Consider the following 21,260-nt stretch of genomic DNA (forward strand, 5'->3'; position numbering starts at 1 on the left):
GCCGGCAACTGCCGGCTTTTTTACAACTGACTATCAATACAAGTTATCAATATAAGGGAGTGGCTTATGCCAGCGCATCTTGTAATGGCGGCACCACCTGCTTTTTACGGCTCAACACACCATCAAGCCAAACGCGGCCATTTTCGGTCGCTTTGCCATAGGCGCGGGTGGTGAGTTCGCTGTCATCAGACACCACCAACATTTCAGACCCTTCTTTCATGATATCAGTGAGCAACAACAGCACACTGTGACGGTTACCTTCCGCTTTTAAGGCGGCGATATCGGCTTCAAGATCGGCTTTGATGTCGTCAAATACTGACAAATCGATCACTTCAAGCTGACCAATACCGATGAGTTTGCCATTCATGTTGAAGTCTTTAAAGTCGCGCATCACCAGATCGCGTACTGGCGTGCCTTCGACCGCAGACTTCACCTTAAACATCTCCATGCCTAAGGCTTTGTAATCCTCAACACCGGCAATTTCAGCTAGCGCTTCAACACATTTTATGTCGGCAGTGGTGCACGTCGGAGATTTAAAGATCACAGTGTCACTTAAAATGGCACATAGCATGATGCCAGCGATATCTTTAGGAATTTCAACACCATAGAAATCGTACATCATCTTGATAACTGTGTTGCTGCAACCCACTGGGCGGATCCAGCACTCAAGCGGAGTCGATGTGGTTAAGTCACCCAATTTATGGTGATCGACAATCCCCACAATCGTGGCTTGGTCAATATCGTCAGGCGCTTGGGTTAATTCAGAGTGGTCAACAATATACACTTCTTCGCCAGCATAACTTTCTTTAAATTCTGGCGCGTCAAAACCAAAACGCTCCAGAATAAAGGCCGTTTCCGGTGAAAGTTCGCCAAGACGGGCTGCAATGGCCGCTTCGCCTATCTGATTTTTGAGGTAAGCCAGCGCGATTGCGCCGCAAATAGAATCTGAATCAGGGATCTTATGTCCCACAACGTACATTGGCATAATTAACTCTCGATGAAAATTTTGCGGCATTTTATCAAAGTCGACATCAATTTACAGTAGCTTTACGCGATAAAATAACAGTGTTGGCCATTAACTGCACTCGCCGCCTAAATCATGCAGCCAAGCCCAATTGCTCTGGTGGCGTTATTTTATCGTATCGCTTATTTAACAACCATCAAGCTACGCAAAAAAGCCCACACATGCGGGCTTTGGTCATAATAAGTTATAGCTGAGTGGCTATTGCTGCTGAAGAAAACTCACCACACTGGCCTGCTCGCGCTGTTTTAATATAACGCAGTCATTAACCTGCTCATTAAGTTTAGCTAAACTGCGGCCATAACCGGCGACTTGTTCAACTTTTGGGGTGAAAAACACCTCAGCACGCTCAAGTGGTGCAAGCTCACAACCACTGGCGAGGTAACCGGGTAAGCGAGGCAGTGCAAACGGCGGTAATTTACTGGCTATGGCAGCGTAATGTGCATAGGCCCAATCACGAAAAGCTTGTTTGCGATCATCACGATACAACTGCCCCGCATAAAGATAACTCAGATCCGGCGCGGTTATCGCATCGGTCAGACTGTAAGCCAATATCTGTTGCTGCAACTTGCCCGCAGGCGCATAACCTAAGGCATACAATAGATGAGTGCGTTGTTGAGCATCTTTAGTGATTTCAAACTGACGCTGCATCTGCTCAAGCAAGGTGTCATCGCCATTAAACGCGGCTATCTGCAAATAAGTACCAATCAGGTAGGGATCGGCCGCATCGCTTTGCGTTAAATACGCCTGTGTCTGTTTGGTTGCTGTTGCAATGACATTGGGATCTTGTCCCTCAAACCCAAGCAGCGCAATCAGTGTTGGGCGCAATTTGCTTATCTGTGGATCTTCGCCATCGACGGTCGATAAACCATAACGCTTGACCGCTAACTGGGCTCTGGCGGTCACAAACTTGGCCCATAGCTGATGATTGCTAGCGTCGATAAAGGTCTGTTTTTGTGCCTGCAACAGCCCTAATGCACTGGCGACCACCTGTGGATGCTGATCATCGACAAATTCGCCGACAATATTGAGCAGTGCGCCGCCATCAATAAAGCCTGCATCAAGCAGTGCATCGGCGCCCGACAGCAACGCGAGTCGCTCTCGTGGATTGAGTGCCGTTTTGGCTGTGGCTAATAATGCACTCAGTTGTTGCTCAGGCAGTAACCAACGGTAATAGCCCATGCCGTCGGCATCGGGGAAGACCCAAGTGGGGGCAAAGGGCAATGTAAAAGTTTGACTTGGCTTATCAAGCAGTAAAGTTTGTTGCTGACTCTGTTTAGCATCGCCAAACTTAAGCGACACAGGCACTGTCCAGGTTTGCGCCGGAGCTTGCGTCCCTGCACTCACAAAGCGCTGCTGAGATAAGGTTAGTTGATCACCATTAAGACTGACTTTCACTAGTGGGTAAGATGATTGCTCGATAAAAGTGCGTAGCACTTGGGGGACATCTTTACCTGAGGCTTTCGCCAGCGCGTTCCACAGATCGTCGGCGGTGGTATTTTTATAAGCATGATCTTGAATATATTGACGAATACCCGCCTTAAAAGCGCTTTCCCCAATCCAGTTTTCAACCATGGCGAGCACGGCTTCCCCTTTGCTATAGGCTAAGCCTAAGCCATCCATAATATCGGCCTCATTATTAATCGGCTTGCGAATGGGCTTGGTCGATAAACGCGCATCTAGGCTCATGACGCGGTTTTTGGGCAAACGCAAGTTGGACTCAAACTCTGGATGAGTCTGATGGGTAATTTTAGCGGCCATCCAACTAGCAAACGCTTCGTTTAACCATAAATCATTCCACCACGCCATGGTCACTAAATTGCCATACCACTGATGGGCTAGCTCATGGCCTACGATAGAGACCGTACGTTGACGGGCACTTTGGGTGGCGCTGGCATTATCGAGCAACAAAATATCTTCACGGTAAGTGACTAACCCGGCATTTTCCATGGCGCCAAACGGAAACTCTGGTACGGCGACAGAATCGAGTTTTGCAAAAGGATAATCAACACCAAAGTAGTCCTCCAATGCTCCTAATACGATAGGCATCTGCTCGGCGGCATATTTGGCTGACGCAATTTTACCTTTAGTGGTGATCACCCGGCCAGGGACACTCATGCCCTTCACTTCTATCTCTTCAAATTGTCCCACCGCAAACGCCACTAAATAAGAGGAGATGATCTGCGTTGGCGCAAAGGTATGTATGGTCATGCCATCTTGCTGCTGAGTGTTGACTTCGGGTGTGTTGCTATACACCTTTTCGCTACTAGGAGCGCTAATGGTGAGCTGAAATGGGATTTTATACTCAGGCTCATCGAATAGCGGAAATGCACGGCGTGCATCACTCATCTCAAATTGGGTAAACAGATAAGGTAAGTCGCCATCGATAGTCTTATATAAGCCGACCGATTGCCGATTATAGGGGGCGGTAAAATCGAGCGACAAGGTGTATTCACCAGGGGTAATAGTATGCGGGCAGCTGAGTTTCACTATGCCGGTGTCGAGCATGGTGGCCGACATTTCACAGGGCTTATTGCCACTCAAGGTCACATTACTGGCAGTGTAGGCCAGCCCATTGATGTCGAGCACCTTGGTGGCGTTGAGCACGTTAAGGGAGATTTGGGTAGAACCTGAAAAATCATCGCGGGCTGGATCCAGTGACAACTGCACCGCTTGAGAGATAGGTTTAGCGACTTTACTTAATACAAATTCATTGGCACTTAAGCTAGTGCAACTGAGCAACGCTACAGTCACGAGTCCGCCGTTAACGATACGGTACATGAAATCCCCTTTTTAGAAATAGAGTGATGATTAGGTGGTATCGTCGTTCACTGCACAGGCTGATATTTATGTTATACGGTTAAATATCAGTAGGTTATGCAATTACGGCTGACCATTTACATTGATGATTGTTAATTAATCTCTGCTGCTGGCTATGCTGCTTTAAACCGCGAGGCAATATAGGCTGTGGCAAATTTGTAGCGAATGTTAACAAATGTGCACTTAGCATAGCTAGCAGACGACACATCTACTTACTAAAAGAGCAATGATACATGCTGTGGATGCACGCCGCTGAACCCCGCTTTACTCAATGTGCGGGCATGCGACAATCATATCGGCTAATGTCGTTAGGCTGACAATGCCAGCCTAACGAACTTGTTTTTGGTAATACACAACGGGCACCTCGCCAGTTGGTGTTGAGTAAGGCGCGACTTTTTGATAGGTCATGCCGAGTTTTTGCATGATGTTAATCGAGGCCATATTGTCTTTATCGGCCACGGCAGAGATATGGCTAACCCTAGGTTGCAAGATTATGGCATCACTCACTGCGCGCGCCGCTTCAGTGGCGTAACCCTTGCCCCAAGTGCACTTTTTAAAGCGCCAACCGAGTTCAATATCATGATACTTGGGCTTATCGCTAAAAAAATCCATAGGACGCACTAAAATCCAGCCAATAAAGGTCGATGGTAAGGTCGCATTGTCACTTAATGTCGTGACCTTCCATATGCCCCAACCTTGCTCTGGATTGGTATAAGCATTGAGCCGTGGCAGTATGACATTAGTTATCTCGTCCATGGTGCTAGGCTTACCGCCGTTAATGTAGCGCATCACCTCTGGGTCTTGATCCAGCTCAAACAGCAACGGGGCATCATCTTGGGTCAGCATCTCAAAACGTAATCTGGGGCTATTGGCGATGTTCATATGTGGCTCCTTATCCATATTTTATTGAGTCGACTGCCATTTCATGGCTATACATAATAGCCTTAAATTTAGCCAGCTTCCAAAGGTAAGTTAATGAAAAATAGTTAAAACTGTTTTATGCTGCGCCAGTTAAGCCATACGTTAAGTGGCAGCTAAGTGCCAATCAATGAAAAGTAGGAGTCAATAAATGGAGCGATATTTTAGCGTCACGTTTAGGATTGCCAATAGCATTCGCACTAAACACTACAAAACGGAGCAAAGCGCGATGCGTGGCATTGGCAAGTGGTTGGTTAAACATCAAGATGAATGCGATATCAACGCCTCATTTTTCAGTGACACCCAAGGTCACTTAAGTTTTGACGCTCCTTTTGAAGCATCACCATTAAGCGACAGCGTCGATTTTTATAAAAGCAAAGCCTGGCTAAAGCTGCGTTTAGAGGCCTTAGAACGCTATGGCCGCCGCTGCGTATCTTGTGGAGCATCGGTGCAAACGGGCGTGGTACTGCATGTTGACCACATCAAACCCAGATCGCGTTATCCGGAACTGGCGCTAGATATCAACAATTTACAGATTTTGTGCGAAGCATGTAACCTAGGCAAGATGGCATCGATGGAGCAAGATTGGCGATAAGTGATATTGATGTTCAATCTCAGGGGGCGCACATCCATGTGCAGCTCTGCAGGGAGATAACAGAAAGAATGGTGTATCCGTTAGAAGTCGTAACGCAGACCTAAACTCACAATGGTGTCGTCAAAGTCTGAGTATTGTTTAACATCAAACTGGCCGATTTCGGTGTGAATACGGGTCGATTTAGCTAAGCGGTACTCAGCGCCAACAGCCCACTGGCTGACTTCAGGCACAGCTACTGCCGCGTTACCAAGTGCATCATAAACGCGATGCGCAATCTTACCCGTACCCGAATCATCATTGCCGTATTGCGCTTTTAGCAATAGTTGGTCAATTTGATATGTGGCGCTGACGATAAAGCCGAAGCCATCACGATCTTCATAATGCGGTTTGTTCGGATTCATCAACTCAGTTTGTTGCATTATGGTGCCAAGCTTTAATTTATCGAGCTTGATATGGCCAACAATGCGCGTCGCTTTAATATCTTCGATACCGTCAGAGTAACCCGCGTTAAGGTAGACGTTACCGCTTTTAAAGAACTTATCACCATAAGTCACAGCCACTTGATAGTTAGGGTTGTCTTTGCGAACATCAGATTCGGCAAAGTAGTTGTCTTCCATCAAATAGCTAGCGCCTAGTTGTAATTTGTTCCATTTAGGGCTCTTATACTCGAATGAATCGCCATGGCGTTTGTCACCCGGCATAAGACGATCGTGCTTTAGGCTGTAGTTATCAAATGCATCGGCAAAGCCTTTGCCCATCTTAAATACAGAGTCGATACGACCTACCGCAAGTGCCCCTAAACTGTCGTGCTTAATACCGATAAACGTTGGACGTGCAGAGAACGGATTGTTTGACTTGCTTTGTGATGCACCGTTAACGCCCACTTCAACCTTGTAAAAAATTGACCAGTCTGGATTAAGCGCCGTTTCGCCTTTAACCCCAAGACGGCTGAAGTTGTTTTCTAAAATAGTGCCACTTTTACCGTCGTGAGTTGCGCTACCCGAATCTGAGTTTGTCACTGAATAGTCTAAACGACCATAAAAATTAACCGTATCATCAGCAAACAGCTGTGGTGACATAAGTAGACTGGTGGCTAATAAAGAAAGCGTAAATGTTTTCATAATCATCATCTCTTATCTTTGTATAAAGGGGTTATTTAGTCGCAGGACGTTTATGTTCCACAATCACACCATCGGCGCGCATCTGCTTATACAGAATATCGGCATGTTTTAGGTACAGATCCCATGAGCTTGAACGCTTAGTGAAACCGGTTGCCGCGTAGCTGCCGCTGTCACCTGTTGCAGGTAAGTCATTGATGTCAAATAGGGATCCACCAGCCTTAAGGTGTTCGTTAAGCGCATCAAACATCACGTTAAAGCCGATGCGTGCAGGCTCAACATAATTGATCGAGTCATACTTTGATTGGCGGTAATACTTCTTCATTGAGGCATCTGCTATCTGCGTTTTTTCATCAGCGAAGATCTCATCAAACTGCGCCTTAGCGATCTGTTTGGTGTCGGTATCAACCACGACACGCAACATGCCAGTGATCCCGGTCCATTTACCTTTGCTGTCTAGCACTTTTTCGGCGTGTTGATAGAACTTGTAATGGGTACCTTCAGTTTGGATTTGATCATAAATTTTGGCTGTTAATGGGATCATCGATTGCTGAATACTGTTTGATGCACCCGCAACAATATCGATACCTAGGTAGCGTAAACGGTTTGGCTCTTTTAGCTTGTTAGCCAATTTAGGATCGTGATTTGGGTTAGGTTCGAAGATGAGTTGGTCTTTCTCCATCATCAACTTTTCCATGGTCAGTGCTGATTGCACCCACGCCGTGCCTTTTTTCTTACCCATAGTGAAGTTGTATTCAGACATACGCTTAGGTACATCTTGGTATAAACGGGTGTAGTAGTTAGGGCGGCCGCTCTCGTTAAACTCGGCTAAAATAACGTCATCTTTGTTGGCGCTGTTAGTGACGACGGTCATGCTGCCTTTATGGCCCTGACGGAAACGTGCTTCCTCATAGTAATAGTCACCAGAGATCAAGCCCAATTGTGGTTGAATCGACCATTTCAATTTAAAGTCATCGTCACCTGAGGCTTCTTTTGAACCAACAGCCACATATTCAGGTTGAATACCGTTAGCACGTGGTAGTTTATTAACCGCTTTTAAAATACCGTTTGATGAATAAGTGGCACCTGAAACCGCATCGATACCTTCATGACCGTTGTTTTTAAGGACTTTTGCCAATAAACGTTCGGCATTAAGAAATAATGATTCTGTTTCATTATGAGACTGGGTTTTTATATCGACAATATTGCCCTGCTCGACTTTGACTTCGAGTACGATTTGGCTTTTTTTACCTTTGGCTTGTACTTGATGCACGCCATCAACATATTTACCTGGCGCAACTTGAGTGGCACAACCGACAGTCGTTAAGCTAGCAAGCGTAATAGCGGTGAAAATAAGGCTTTGTTTAAAACGTTTATGAGTGGTCATCTTTTGATTGCCCTTTTTATTTAATCATTGGCAATCAGCATAAACCGACCAGATATTTCGACAATTGCGGAAAACCGCAGGTTTGCAACTTAACGTTAATAACTTTGAACAAGGTAACATTTCTCGCGAATATAATAGGTAGCACCATTAATTTAGTGCTACTTCTTATAGCAGGCAATTAATCAATAAAGATGCATTATGAAATATTCACTCCCCACATTATTCGCTTCGGCGGTTATTTTATGTAGCAGTGCTGCTGCGTTAGCAAATGATGTTAACGCGGCAAAACTGTTACCTAGCGATAAATATTCGCCCGAGACACTAACGCAATTTTATCAATGTGAAGCCAACGGTTTAATCAGTTTTGATGACAAGGTCGCGACACTCAACACGGTTAAGTATTTTGGCACCTCGGTCACTATCAATCTGTACAATATGGATAATGTGCAAGCAAAAACAGCGCTGTGTAACGCATTAGCCGTGATCCAGGAGTACCACTATCTGGCATCCAATTACAGCACCTATCCCCATGTAACCAATATCAAAACCATTAATGAGTCTCCCAGTAAAACCCATAGTATCGATCCGCAGCTGACCGCGCTTATCGCATCAGGTATCGATTGGTATAAGCAAAGCAATGGCTATTTTAATATTGCCCTGTCGCCGGTGATCGACCTGTGGCGCAATCATCGTTTTGCCTGCATTAAGGCTAATAATGATCCCAGCCAGTGCAGTATTCCGACATCTGTAGAATTAACTGCTGCAGCCAAATTGACTCACATAGAAGCGATACAACTCGATAGGCAAGCCAATACCATTCGCTTACAAGATGGCATGAGTATCGATTTAGGCGGTATCGCCAAAGGCTGGATGGCCGAAAAGGTGTATGACCAATTAAAAACCGACGGTGCACAGCAGTTTATGATCAATGCAGGCGGTAACATTCGTCACTTTGGTCTGCATCCTGAGGGGCGTCAGTTTGTCACTGCGATTGAAGATCCGCTATGTAAAAAAAGTGACTATCAATTGCCTAAATGCGCCACCTTTGAGGGACAGTTCCATGAAGTAGTGACAGGTCAAGACTTGACTATCGTCAGTAGCGGTAATTACTTACGTTACTTTGAGGTGAAGGGACAGCAATATCATCACTTAATAGACCCAACGACTCTTTACCCTAAGCCAAATGGCATAGCGACGACTGTGGTCTTAAATAATCAACAGATTTATGCTGATGTGATCTCAACTATGTTATTTTTAATGCCGCGAGATAAAGCGCTAGATTTTGTGAATCAGCATGATTATGTTGAGGCCATTTGGTATTTAAACGAACAAGGCGATAAAGTTGAATCTAACCGTTTTAACCAATTTAGGTTGAGCCCTAAAAATGATAACTAGATCTCAAATCACTCTAAATTTGCAATGCAACTTGAGTTAGTAATGGGATCGAAATCATAAAGCCAATTTAATAGATTAAGTTGGCTTTATTTTTTAAATCAAAAAACGCATTGACCATATTTAACAATAAGTGAAGTTTTCATTTATTATCCGCCACTGAGTTTAAATGAAACAACCTTGTAGTTAATTGAATAAATCATCCAGATAAATTAATAAAAGCAACCAATCAAAAGCCAACTAAAGCAATAAGTCTATAAACTAATTACTTTATTGCCCATAATAAGTGTGACATGTAAATTAGACCGAGCTAAATATGACGCAATCATATGGCTTAATATGCCAATTCTATTTTACGGAGCCATGCATGGGTGCGTATTAACTTAGTGCTTATCAAGGTGAATGCTAGCAATAATTTTGCTGTGTTTATCAGCCAGTGTTGTCATCTTCGTTTTAAACTTGTCCATTAGCCGCTTTGATCACTTTGAGTGATGATTTTACCCAAGTTTAACGTCAAAGTAAGACCATTTGCAGCAAAGCGCCCTTTATAGTTAGGGCTCCTTACCGTTGAGGACTCCTTATAGCTGAGGACTCCTTATAGCTGAGGACTCCTTATAGCTGAGGACTCCTTACAGCTGAGGGCTCCTTCCCCTTTAACGTTAAGCACGCTTTACTGATGAGTTCGCGATACGGGTAAGTCCCAGTAGCCCTTGTGAGCCAGATCACCTCTTGTAATTAAGCAATTAAGAAAATAGCTCAAAGTAAGTCATAATGCTGACTATGATATTTGTAATTGGCCTTTGAAATGAGTTGGCGCACGCAAAACCCACTTTTCCCACAATCAACCCACATTATCTTCAGAGCTATGTTTAGGACAATGCTCAAGAGCATCATCCTACTACTGGTGATGACCATGGGGAAGGTCTATGGCGCAAACGACATCACATTAACAGTCACTCAAGCTGCACAAGGTGGTGTGGTCAATGACCGTAAAGTCACCCGAACTCGCCCCTTAACTGTGGGCGCGCTGGCTTTTTCTGCACCAGAGGTGGTCTACCAACGCTGGGCGCCAACCTTGGCGCGGGTGAGCAAAGAAACTGGGCTGCCATTGACATTAGTGCCACTCACGCCCGATCAGTTGGTCGCAAGAGTCGCCAATAACGAGCTCGATTTCATTATTGGTAACGCACTCATTACCGTAGCATTTAAAAAAGATTATGGCGTAAGCCACCTGTTGACCTTAGTCCCTCACACTCGAGCAACGCCTGAACACGCCATAGGCTCAGCCTTAATCGCTAAAAAAGATTTTAATATCAATAGTCTTAACGATCTTAAACAGCTTAGGGTTATCTCAACAGATCCCAACGCCTTTGGCGGTTTTCAAATTATTGCCGCAGAGATGGTCGAACAAGGTATTGCCCCACTTAGTGACCTTAAGCAGCTAGATTTTGTTGGTTTTCCTCAAGATAAACTGCTCAACTATATTATTGAAGATCGTGCCGATGTGGCCATTTTACCCAGTTGCGTGTTAGAAAGCGCCATTAACAGGGCAACAATTTCGGCCAATAAACTGCACGTGTTATTACCCCAGCTGCACAGCAACTTTCAATGTCAGGTATCAAGCAAACTTTACCCCTCGTACGCGTTTTCTAAACTGGGGCACACAGATCATCGTATTGCGACCCAGGTGGTACGCGCCCTATTGGCTATCGAGGCTGGCGATAATGAAGCGATTAGCGGGCGTTACCAATATTGGTCAGCGCCAGTGCAAGACAATCACGTCTTTGCCTTACTCGAACATCTAGATCGCTGGCCCTTTGTCACCAACTGGCAGCGACTGGTCGCGGATTTAACGCCTTGGGCCATGCTCACCGGCTTAGTGTTACTTTTGGGATACTTACACCACCTGCGAGTGAAACGATTAGTGGTGAAGCGCACTCAAGCCTTAAGCGATGAAATGGCGCAGCACAAAAACACCCAAAAGGCGCTATTTGAACAACAAAAACAATTTTATAAGGCGCAGCGAGTGCTATTAACCGGTGAAATGGCTTCAGGTATCGCCCATGAACTCAATCAACCGCTCGCTGGGATCCGTTATCTCACCCAAGGATGTATTTATCGTCTTGGAGACGGTCATGATGAGTTAAAATCGGCCCTTACTAAAACAATACAACAAGTGGACCGAGCGCAAAGTACCATCAAACGCTTTCGCCAGTTTTGCCACCAGCCCAGTGTGCTACAAGATTGTGACTTGCAAGAGCTTATCCAAGATACCCTTAATTTAATGCAACCAGACTTTAATCGAATGAAGCTGCAACCTCAATTAAGCCTTATGTCACTGAGCGTGTGTATTGACGTGAGCTTGATGCAGCAAGTACTGGTTAACCTGCTGCGCAATGCACTTGATGCCATGGAAACCATAGACCGACCTCAGTTAGCGGTGTTAATTTGTCAAACTGAGCAAGCCGCACATATTGCCATTACCGATAATGGCACAGGGTTAAGCGAAGCCTCGCTGCAGCGACTATTCTTCCCTTTTGAAACGTCAAAAGTGCATGGACTCGGATTAGGCATGGTGGTGTGTAAACGCATTATTGAAGAGCACGGAGGAAAAATCCGCGCCATGAACAATCGCGAACTCAATAGCAGCGACGCTCCCTGGGCAACCCCACACCCACGTGGTGTAACCATACTCGTAACACTTCCACTTAAGGCAAACACTGATGTGTAAATTATATTTGGTCGACGATGACCAAGATGTATTGGACTCTTTGAGCTGGATGCTCGATGGACTGGGCCTTCAAACTCACAGTTTTCGCTCGGGCGAGGCGTTTCTTGCCCAAGTCGATTTACAACAGCCAGGCATTGCCATATTAGATATTCAGATGCCCAGTATCGACGGTATGGAGTTATTAGATAGGATAACATCTACTCACAGCCCGATTGCGGTTATCATGCTAACAGGCCATGGCACTATCAATATGGCAGTGCAATCGATTCAAAAAGGGGCGCTCGATTTTCTCGAAAAACCGGTTGATGGCGATAAACTCCACAACTTAATCAAGCTGGCGGAGCACAATACCGCCAGTTGCTATACGCAGCGTGCCCAACAAGCGAGCGTGAGCGAGCGCATCGACAGCTTAACGCCACGCGAGCGGCAAGTGATGTATAAAGTCTTAGAAGGTAAACTCAATAAGGTGATCGCCAATGAACTTGATATCGCCCAGCGCACCATTGAATTACATCGACAAAAAGTGATGCAAAAGATGCAAGTTAGCAATATTGCAGAGTTGGCGTATCTGATGGCGAAAAGTGATGCCGACATCAAGATACCTCGTCCATCACCTAAATAGGAAAGCGGCATGAATGTAAAACGGGTTTTAGCCAGTCATAGCATCGCGCTTATTATCATGTCTACATCGACCTGCGCCCAGACATCACCCGCTCGACTCTCGGCTTATGACGCAAGCAATACAGTAAAAGCCTCTGCATACCTAGATGTGGCGGAGAACTTTAACCACCAATTTCACCGAGAACTAAAAAATAATAAGGTACCTGGCGGCGCAATGGTTATTGTACAAGGTGATAAAATTATCACCCTCACAACCTTTGGTAAGCGCAGCAAAGACAGCAGTGAAAAAGTTAATGCCGATACCGTGTTTCGCCTCGCTTCGATATCAAAAACCTTCGCCGGCACCCTTGCCAGTTTATTGGTACATGAACATGGCCTTAGCTGGCAACAACCAATAGTCACTTATGTGCCCAAGTTTCGCTTATCTGATCCCAAGCAAAGCCAGCAAATCACTCTAGGTCATATCGTGGGCCAAAGCAGCGGCCTTATGCCTAACAGTTACGACAACTTGATCAATGCCAATGTGCAATTGGATAAGGTTATCAACCAATTTGCTAAACTTACGCCCATCTGCAATCCCGGCGTATGTTATAGCTATCAAAATATCGCCTTCTCATTTATTCAGCAGGCTATCGAGCAAGAAAGTGGCCAACCCTATGATGAGCTCATCAATCAGCGACTATTTACTCCTTTAGCAATGGACACCGCCTCCATTGGATTTACGGCATTTAATGATGCCGTAAATCGCGCTGAGCCGCATATCAAAACCCGTAGCGGTTTTAAGCGCGTCAAGGTTAAACCTAATTATTATCAACTAGCGCCCGCTGCTGGGGTAAATGCCAGCATCAAGGACATCAGCAAATGGCTTATCGCTAACATGGGCTATCGGCCCGATGTGTTGCCCATGCGAGTAATTGAAGATATTACGACACCAGGTGTGCGCTCCACCAAAGAGCTTAGACGGCGAGATTGGCGAGCCTATCTTGACGATGCCCACTATGGTAAAGGGTGGCGCATCTATCAATTTGAAGGGCAAAGGCTGATATATCACGCGGGCTGGGTCGCGGGTTATGTGGCAGAAATTGCCTATTCTCCTGAACTTAAACTGGGGATGGCGATTTTACTCAATGGTGAATCGAGAGTAGTAAGCGAGCTTAGCGCACACTTCTGGCATCAAGTATTTAGCCTTCACAACCATAAGGGCGCACCATAACCGACTTTTGCCGACAGTAACTCTGTTTGCACTGAGAACGCATAAAAAACAGGTTTATGCAATTTTAAAAATATAACCCCGAGATATTTTTAACCCATATTCACATTCAAGCATAATCATTCAGCATGTATCATCAACAGCCCATTGATATTCTTGTTAGCTGCCATCGTTTCAGGGGGTTCGCTCGAGGCTCAGCTCAAATGCATCTTGCAAATCTTGTAGCGGCGAGAGATCTAGGGTGCTTTTACGGCTACGGCTGAACAGTGATGACTCAATAAACAATGAGAACCAAGCATTAAGGCTATTAGCATTGGCGACTTCGCCTGCGCTCGCTAGCGCTAAAGCGGCCACTTCGGCGGTGCCTAGCTGGAAATCGCGACTGCCCTTACGTAAACCATAACGCGCTGCCGTCTCTGGGGTAAAAGATAACAATGGCAGTTGGTGCAAATAAGGGCTTTTACTGAACATTTTAATCGCCTCTCGCCAACTGCCATCGAGTAACACAAATAATGGCCGTTTTGTTGAGGTAAGCGGTTCAGCTTGAGCGGCTTGAGTCACCGACTCGACAACCGCTTGACCCGGTTTAGCGTATTCACTGGGAAACACCACATAAGGTTGATAGAGCGGTGAGTTAAGCAAGTGCAATAATTTTCGATTAGCGTAATTACGCGACCAAATATAGGCATGGGTATCGGGAATGAGATCGGCAATTAAGCGACCCGAATTACTGGGCTTTAGCACTTCATCGTCATACATGATCAATAAAAAGCTGACATTGGAGTCTAGCTGTCGACGAAATTCACAGGTACAAAACTGCTGCGCCAATAAGCAGGCTTCACAGCGTAGTAAATTTTTACCACGTGCATTGTAGGGTCTGGTCGAGATCGCTTTACGATATTGGTAGCGCTGGTGGATAGCGTGAGGTGTAAAACCCATAATCTATTTTTTGCCTTTAAAAAATTTCAATGCAATGGTGACGTCACATCTGTCGTTGTATTTATGATACGCCAATCGTTTCTCTATTATAGAGGACAATAAAAAAGCGAGCATCTGCTCGCCTTTTTGATGTGTTTATCACCACTAGAGTATGCGACGCAGTAAAAAATCAGCCTTAATGCGACGGATACGGTTCATAATTTTACGCACCGGCGCGGGGTAATCTTTTAAGGTTTCAATCTGACTGTAGTGATACAAACGTTGAGTATGCTCAAGAATATGCGCCTGTTCCTCTGCAAAATGTGATTGCCAGCGGCCTTCTTTATCATGGATAAGCAAGCCATTTTCTAAGTCCAGCGCCCAAGCACGCGGATTAAGGTTAGAACCTGTGATCAGATGATACTGTTCATCCGAGCTTATTCCCTTAAGGTGATAGCTATTACGCCCATGTTTCCATAAATGAATGTTCAGTTGACCTGAGTCGATAGCCCACTGCTGGCGCTTAGCAAATTTACGCAGTGCCTGTTCATACAGGTAAGGTAGTGCGCCAATGGTGGAAAACTGCTCTTCTGGCGGAATAAAAAAGTCATTAGCGGTTTTATCACCCACTACAATATCGATGCGTTTTCCTTGCTTAAGGTGCTTAGATAAGGCGCGAGACAAAATATATGGTGGATTAAAATAGGGAGTACAAATAAACAGTGAGCGTTTAGATTCAGCAACCAGATCGATAATCAGTCGATTAAGTTTATTACGCTTACGCCCAAGTCCCACTAACGGCGTCACTCGATTACCGCGTTTGGTGGCGGCAAACTCATATTTTGCCGCGCTTAAACGTGATTTAAGTGTGCGTACATCGGCCTTATCGGGTAACTGTTCGCTCTCTTGTGGCTGAGTCAGTGATGTCACCGCTTTATCGCTAACAATGTAATCTTGCACCATTTGGCGCATTGAGCGAGCGAGCTCTGGCGAATCAATCACGTGATAACGATCGAAACGGTATTTGTCGCCTTGATGTAGATAGATATTATTTAAACTGGCGCCACTATAGATAACGGTATCATCGATAATGAAGCCCTTGAGGTGTAATACCCCCATAAATTCACGAGACTTAACCGGCACCCCTAAAATCGTGATCGGATGTTGTGCCTGCTCCATCACCTTGCGGTACATTAAATAATTGCCACTATCGCCTTTGTGACCAATGAGTCCGCGGCGCGCACGATGAAAATCCACCAAGACGGTGACATCTAATTGGGGGTTGTTGGCTTTGGCATCCATAAGCGCCGTGAGAATTTCACGACCCGCTTCATCATCTTCGAGATACAATGCGGCGATCGTAATGGCAATTTTAGCCTGAGAAATCTGTGTTAATAGTTCGGCTTTAAGCGCCGAGGGGGTTAACAACCAACGAATTGAATCGGGTTGTAACGCAATACCACCTAGCTGATCCAGCAAGGTATCCTCCTTCGAAAAATAGTGACCATCACGGCAATAACAACGGGGTATTCCCAAATACATGCCTTAAGGCATGACAACTAACCAAGGTAAACCTACGTGATAATGTGTCTTTATGCCCCGTGATGTATGTCAGGATCTTGGTCTCACATGAGCACTTTAATGACATAATCGCTTGCGCACCTTTGGGTGACTCGATTAATTAGCGCCATTTATTCGCATGTTTAAACCACATCTTCGGCCCAATACTATCGGGTATTTTGGCCTAAATGCATAAGCGATGTCTCATCAGCAAACCATTCTAGTGGTATTGCGTAAAGCCTCATCGACGCAATATGGCCCATGTTGAGCCTATCCTTCTCTCAAGGGGATAGAAATTACCGACTTACGCTACGTGGGGCAAGGTTTTTCTACAGGATTGGGAGTTGACGAGTGAAATAGTGGCGTTAATTTAACCAAACATACCAGCGGCGTCCAATTATTAACCATTAATCTCAAATTTATGCAACCGTCACGGCTTTTTCAGCATGTAAACGTTATCATAAAATGTTTGCGTTGAAATGAGATCATTATGAACACTAAATTACTCATCACCCTAGCCTTGACGTTACTGGCGGCCTGGGGGATTTTTCATTTTAAAACCCAGTTAGGTTTACTGATATTACCGCTATTTATTGCACTGGTGCTCTTTGTCACCTTACGCCTATATCGCTTAATGGAAAAAGATGCGCCAGAAGATAAAGATGAATGAAGCGCGCAAGTTAAACGCTAGGCTTACAATAACATGCTCACCAAAGAGAGAAGGTTGCTTGCTTCCGTGGAGCTGTCCATAATGGGCCTTTAGCCTCAACGTTATCATTGCCATGCCTTTTAAACTGTTTACCACCCCATATTTCCCCTCTCGCCGCCCGTTATGGTTCATCCTAACTCTAGTAGGTGCGCTTACCAGCGCCTCACAAACGGGCTACAGCACTGAGTACGCTAGCGCAGCGACAACAGCCACACGGGTATCATCCCCCCAATTACTGACACCATTACAAGTACAGGCTAAATCACAATCTAAATCGCAAGCAAACGCCGTGACATTGCAGCAATTGCAGCCAGCAACATTTGAAAGCATGACTCGTCAGTTAGCCCCACGTCACTCCCAATTAGCCATCGGCGTGGTCGACTTACATTCAGGCCAAGCGTTATATCAGCACAATATTGATACCTTAATGCAGCCGGCCAGCACCCAAAAGTTGCTGACCGCCGTTGCGGCGACGGCTGAACTGGGCAATGCCTTTCGCTTTACCACCGCTCTTTATGGCCAATCAGTGAACCAACAAGGAGAGCTTAATGGCGATCTCTATATACGCTTTAGTGGCGATCCCCGCCTCACCCGCCATGATCTCCGCCATTTAATACAACAGCTCTTCGAGCATGGCGTGCATACCATTAAGGGCAACGTCTATTTGGTGGGTCAGGCCGAAGAGCGACTTCGCGCTCCTGGTTGGGTGTGGGACGATTTAGGCATCTGTTACGCCGCGCCTGTGTCGCAATTTGTCATTGATAGAAATTGCATTTTCGGTGAACTCACGCCGCAACTTGGCAGCAATCAGAGTCAGTTGAACTTTCCAAAGGATCTTCCGGTCACCTTAACGACCAGTGCCGAGTTTGATAAAAATAATCAACGGGCATTGTGCGATTTGGCATTACAACGCTTACCCAACAATCACTTTCACTTAAGCGGTTGCTTTGCGGGTAATCAAGCATTGAAGCTGGCCATCGCCATTAATGAACCTGCCCTTTACGCCCAGCAAGTAGTGACTCAACTTTTTGCTGAAAGTAATGTGCGCCTGAGCGGTAACGTGCTGCTTAGCAACCAAATCAACAAACAGGCCAAGTTGCTAGCGCAGCATCACTCTGCGGCCTTGCCCGAATTGCTGAGTACCATGTTACTGACCTCTGATAACTTAATCGCCGATAGCCTATTCAAAGCGCTAGGCGCGAATGTGTATCAACAACCAGGCACATTTCTCTCTGGCGCTAAAGCAATGAAACAGGTATTAACCGATGAAGGTATTGACCTTGACCACGGGCAAATTATCGATGGCTCAGGGCTATCACGCTATAACTTGTTAAGCGCAAGGCAACTGACGCAGGTATTAATGCTTATTTATCAAGATGAGCGCTTTCGGCCCTTAATGATGCACTTACCGCTGGCTGGGCGTAGCGGCTCTTTACGATACAAATCGGGTTACCACCAAGCGCCCTTGCAAAATAAGGTGCGGGCCAAAACAGGTTCAATGCAAGGGGTCGACAACTTAGCGGGCTATTTAGGCTTAAATGCAGAAGATAATCTGCTATTTGTGATCCTTGAAAATGGCATCGGCCCGCAGCAAAAGCAGCCGCAACCTATCCCGTTCAGTGCACAATGGTTAACGGCGATATTGAAAGAATCCTCTCAGTAAGCGTTAGTAACAAAAACGCGCCTAAGTTGGCCTTAGACGCGTTATTTATGTCGCTTATTTAGGGCTATTCACCAGCATTTAGAATAACGCTTCATCCATTGCCATGACAGTCACATCGCCACTACTGACTTGAGCTAAATGGTAATCGACCTTAGGCAACAGTTTAGCCATGTAAAAATCAGCTAATTGCTGTTTGGTTTGGCTAAATTGTTTATTTTGATGGTCTGCGGCTTTATCGGCCATCAATAACCAATAATAGCCATACATTAGATGACCGAAGGCATCGAGAAAATCGACCGCCGAGGCATTGATCAATGCTGGTTGAGTCAATTTGTTATCGTTGATCTGGTGCGCCACCGTTAATAGGGCTTCAAATCGTGAAGCCACCGCATTTTTATGCTCATCACCAATGTGCTTCATCGCGGTCAAGGTTGCTTGATGTTCGGTGACAAATTCAGTCAATGCAGTGACATTATCGCCTGTGGTTTTACGGCCTAAGAAATCGATAGCTTGGATACCATTAGTACCCTCATAGATTTGGGCGATACGAGTGTCACGCACTAGCTGCTCGATGCCGGTTTCACGAATATAACCGTGACCACCAAACACTTGCTGAGCCATCACCGCGGCATCTAAACCTCTATCAGACAAAAACGCCTTAGCAACAGGAGTCATCAAGCCAACATAACGAGCAGCTTTGGCTTTAACTTCACCTTCACCATATTTGGCTAAATCCAATTGTTGACCGGTATAGACTGACATTGCACGGCCCGCTTCAGTATAACAACGGATATTCAGCAGCATGCGCCTAACATCACCGTGGACCAAAATAGGATCGCTTATCGCCCCAGTTGGTGAGCCGCCAGCGGCAACGCCTTGAGTGCGCTCTTTAGCATACTCTGCAGCCATCTGATAAGCCGCTTGAGATGTACCCAGCCCTTGAATACCTATGGCTAATCGCTCGTAATTCATCATGGTAAACATGCAGACTAACCCGCGATTAGGCTTACCGATGAGATACCCTTGAGCATTATCAAAGTTCATCACACAGGTCGCAGAGCCCTTGAGCCCCATTTTGTGTTCAATCGATCCGACGCTAACACCGTTGGTCTCACCCAGCTCACCGTCATCATTCACCTTAATCTTAGGCACTAAAAATAGCGAAATACCGTTTGAGTCAGGCAACTTGGCCAAAACCAGATGGATAACGTTTTCGGTGAGATCGTGATCGCCACCAGTAATGAATATTTTACTGCCGCTAATAAGATAGCTGCCATCATCTTGTGGCACTGCTTTGGTGCGAATGTTACGCAGATCCGAGCCCGCTTGCGGCTCTGTCATGTCCATCGCTCCCGCCCATTCACCGCTATAAAGCTGAGGTAAATAGGCAGCTTTAAGTGCATCACTACCATGAGCGTTAATGCATAAAGCCGCACCCGCCGTTAATGAGCCGTACAGCGTAAAAGCGTTACACGCACTGTAAGCCATTTCATCGACAAGAACCCCGAGCATTTTAGGCATTCCCATACCACCGAAATCAGGTTCACCGCAGAGTCCGACCCAACCGCCCTGTGCATACTGGTCATACACCGCTTTGTAACCATCGGGTGTGATCACCTTATCACCTTGATGACGCACGCCTTGCTCATCGCCACTGCGGTTTATAGGATGGATCAAATCGCGCGCGATTTTATCGGCTTCATCCATAATAGCCACCGCGGTATCCATGTCTACCGACTCGGCAAGTTGAGGTAGCTTAGCCCAGGTTTGCGGTGCATCAAATACACCTTCTAGCAGGAATTTCATGTCGGCCAACGGCGCGTAATATGGATTCATCTTTTACTCTCAAACATCAAATTAAAACAGTTGTTTTAATCTATACTAACTCGTTAACAGAATAAAGCCTTTTGTTAAGGAACCGTGGGCTGCTTCCATAAAAAAGCCCCGCAAAAATTGCGAGGCTATTTGATAAAAATTTACAGCGATCACCACATCAAATCGTCAGGGATCACATAATCGGCATAAGGATCGTCTTCAGCGACTGTCTCAGCTTGCGCATCTTGTTGCCACAAGTAACCGCACCATTCGGGTACCAATAAGTGGACTCGTTCAGCTAATTTATGCGGTACCAAATAACTGGTCTCTTCATAACGAACGATCCCAAGTTGGCCATTAAGTAGCTGGCTTTGTAGCTTGTCGGTAATGTAAACAGAATAAATTTTAGTGCCTAGAGTGTAGTTAAATTTAACTTCAGCTCCTTTAGGGACATCAACGGCGAGACGCTTAAACTCGGTGATAAGCCCTCTTACTTGGCCTTTTTCTGTCGCCTGGGCAAAGCGTTGCTCATTGAGCGCTTTGTCTTTGGCTATTTGAGCCTGCTTCTTGGCGGCGATTTCTTGCTTTAGCGCCTCTGAGCCATCGTCTACCTTGGCTTTACGATCGCGGCGTTTTTGGGTTTTAGTATCACGCACTTTTTGTTTGCTTACTAAACCCGCTTTTAACAGTTGTTCTTGAAATGGGTTCGCCATGGGTTTCTCACTATCCTTGATAGCAAGCATTGTTGCTATCTCATTATGGGTTATAAAATGAGTCTATTT

General features: G+C 45.6%; 16 protein-coding genes. 7 read left to right on the plus strand and 9 right to left on the minus strand.

Features of this window, described 5'->3' with window-relative positions:
* Positions 1–64: 64 nt before the first annotated feature.
* From DN599_RS10805 to DN599_RS10815, 3 genes are all read right to left on the minus strand, one after another.
* Entirely contained in the window at positions 65–985 is a 921-nt protein-coding gene (locus DN599_RS10805) for a manganese-dependent inorganic pyrophosphatase (protein ID WP_110457849.1), read from the minus strand.
* Between the two features lie 237 nt (positions 986–1,222).
* Positions 1,223–3,802 carry a M1 family metallopeptidase gene (locus DN599_RS10810; protein ID WP_110457637.1) on the minus strand — a complete coding sequence of 860 codons (2,580 nt, stop codon included), beginning with the start codon at positions 3,800–3,802 and terminating at the stop codon, positions 1,223–1,225.
* Positions 3,803–4,168: 366 nt separating this feature from the next.
* Positions 4,169–4,723 carry a GNAT family N-acetyltransferase gene (locus DN599_RS10815; RefSeq protein WP_110457638.1) on the minus strand — a complete coding sequence of 185 codons (555 nt, stop codon included), beginning with the start codon at positions 4,721–4,723 and terminating at the stop codon, positions 4,169–4,171.
* A gap of 187 nt (positions 4,724–4,910) precedes the next feature.
* On the opposite strand from DN599_RS10815, the gene DN599_RS10820 reads away from it, so the two are divergent.
* Complete coding sequence (locus DN599_RS10820) at positions 4,911–5,354, plus strand: HNH endonuclease (RefSeq protein WP_204165120.1); 444 nt, start codon at positions 4,911–4,913, stop codon at positions 5,352–5,354.
* 80 nt (positions 5,355–5,434) lie between these two features.
* On the opposite strand, the gene DN599_RS10825 is transcribed toward DN599_RS10820, so the two are convergent.
* Positions 5,435–6,475: a porin gene (locus DN599_RS10825; protein WP_204165121.1), complete on the minus strand. Its 1,041-nt coding sequence runs from the start codon at positions 6,473–6,475 to the stop codon at positions 5,435–5,437.
* Positions 6,476–6,506: 31 nt separating this feature from the next.
* Positions 6,507–7,859, minus strand: a complete 1,353-nt coding sequence (locus tag DN599_RS10830) for an FMN-binding protein (RefSeq protein ID WP_110457640.1) — start codon at positions 7,857–7,859, stop codon at positions 6,507–6,509.
* 198 nt (positions 7,860–8,057) lie between these two features.
* Here DN599_RS10830 and DN599_RS10835 point away from each other — a divergent pair, with 198 nt between their 5' ends.
* The 4 genes from DN599_RS10835 to DN599_RS10850 all read left to right on the plus strand — a co-directional run bounded on the left by DN599_RS10835 (position 8,058) and on the right by DN599_RS10850 (position 13,816).
* On the plus strand, positions 8,058–9,254 hold the full coding sequence (locus DN599_RS10835; protein WP_110457641.1) for an FAD:protein FMN transferase: 1,197 nt from the start codon (positions 8,058–8,060) through the stop codon (positions 9,252–9,254).
* An 874-nt stretch (positions 9,255–10,128) separates the two neighbouring features.
* Positions 10,129–11,982, plus strand: coding sequence for a sensor histidine kinase (locus DN599_RS10840; protein ID WP_239473290.1), 1,854 nt, complete (start codon positions 10,129–10,131; stop codon positions 11,980–11,982).
* Entirely contained in the window at positions 11,975–12,604 is a 630-nt protein-coding gene (locus tag DN599_RS10845) for a response regulator transcription factor (RefSeq protein WP_110457642.1), read from the plus strand. Before DN599_RS10840 ends, DN599_RS10845 begins: the two co-directional genes overlap by 8 nt.
* A gap of 9 nt (positions 12,605–12,613) precedes the next feature.
* Positions 12,614–13,816 carry a serine hydrolase domain-containing protein gene (locus DN599_RS10850; protein ID WP_239473291.1) on the plus strand — a complete coding sequence of 401 codons (1,203 nt, stop codon included), beginning with the start codon at positions 12,614–12,616 and terminating at the stop codon, positions 13,814–13,816.
* Positions 13,817–13,987: 171 nt separating this feature from the next.
* Here DN599_RS10850 and DN599_RS10855 read toward each other — a convergent pair whose 3' ends face one another.
* Together DN599_RS10855 and pssA are read right to left on the minus strand one after the other, a co-directional pair.
* Positions 13,988–14,752, minus strand: coding sequence for a tRNA-uridine aminocarboxypropyltransferase (locus DN599_RS10855; protein ID WP_110457643.1), 765 nt, complete (start codon positions 14,750–14,752; stop codon positions 13,988–13,990).
* Between the two features lie 144 nt (positions 14,753–14,896).
* The gene (gene pssA / locus DN599_RS10860) at positions 14,897–16,210 is read right to left on the minus strand and encodes a CDP-diacylglycerol--serine O-phosphatidyltransferase (protein WP_110457644.1); all 1,314 of its coding nucleotides are present in this window, start codon (positions 16,208–16,210) and stop codon (positions 14,897–14,899) included.
* 571 nt (positions 16,211–16,781) lie between these two features.
* On the opposite strand from pssA, the gene DN599_RS10865 reads away from it, so the two are divergent.
* A complete protein-coding gene (locus DN599_RS10865) occupies positions 16,782–16,961 on the plus strand; it encodes a hypothetical protein (protein ID WP_110457645.1) in 180 nt (59 codons plus the stop codon).
* 112 nt (positions 16,962–17,073) lie between these two features.
* Positions 17,074–18,663 carry a D-alanyl-D-alanine carboxypeptidase/D-alanyl-D-alanine endopeptidase gene (gene dacB, locus DN599_RS10870; RefSeq protein ID WP_110457646.1) on the plus strand — a complete coding sequence of 530 codons (1,590 nt, stop codon included), beginning with the start codon at positions 17,074–17,076 and terminating at the stop codon, positions 18,661–18,663.
* Between the two features lie 78 nt (positions 18,664–18,741).
* Here the strand turns inward: dacB and DN599_RS10875 are convergent, their stop codons facing one another.
* Both DN599_RS10875 and DN599_RS10880 read right to left on the minus strand, forming a co-directional pair.
* Positions 18,742–20,499, minus strand: coding sequence for an acyl-CoA dehydrogenase C-terminal domain-containing protein (locus DN599_RS10875; RefSeq protein ID WP_110457647.1), 1,758 nt, complete (start codon positions 20,497–20,499; stop codon positions 18,742–18,744).
* Between the two features lie 149 nt (positions 20,500–20,648).
* Complete coding sequence (locus DN599_RS10880) at positions 20,649–21,191, minus strand: DUF2058 domain-containing protein (RefSeq protein WP_110457853.1); 543 nt, start codon at positions 21,189–21,191, stop codon at positions 20,649–20,651.
* Positions 21,192–21,260 lie beyond the last annotated feature (69 nt).

Source organism: Shewanella algidipiscicola, from assembly GCF_900380485.1.
GTDB classification, from domain to species: domain Bacteria; phylum Pseudomonadota; class Gammaproteobacteria; order Enterobacterales; family Shewanellaceae; genus Shewanella; species Shewanella algidipiscicola.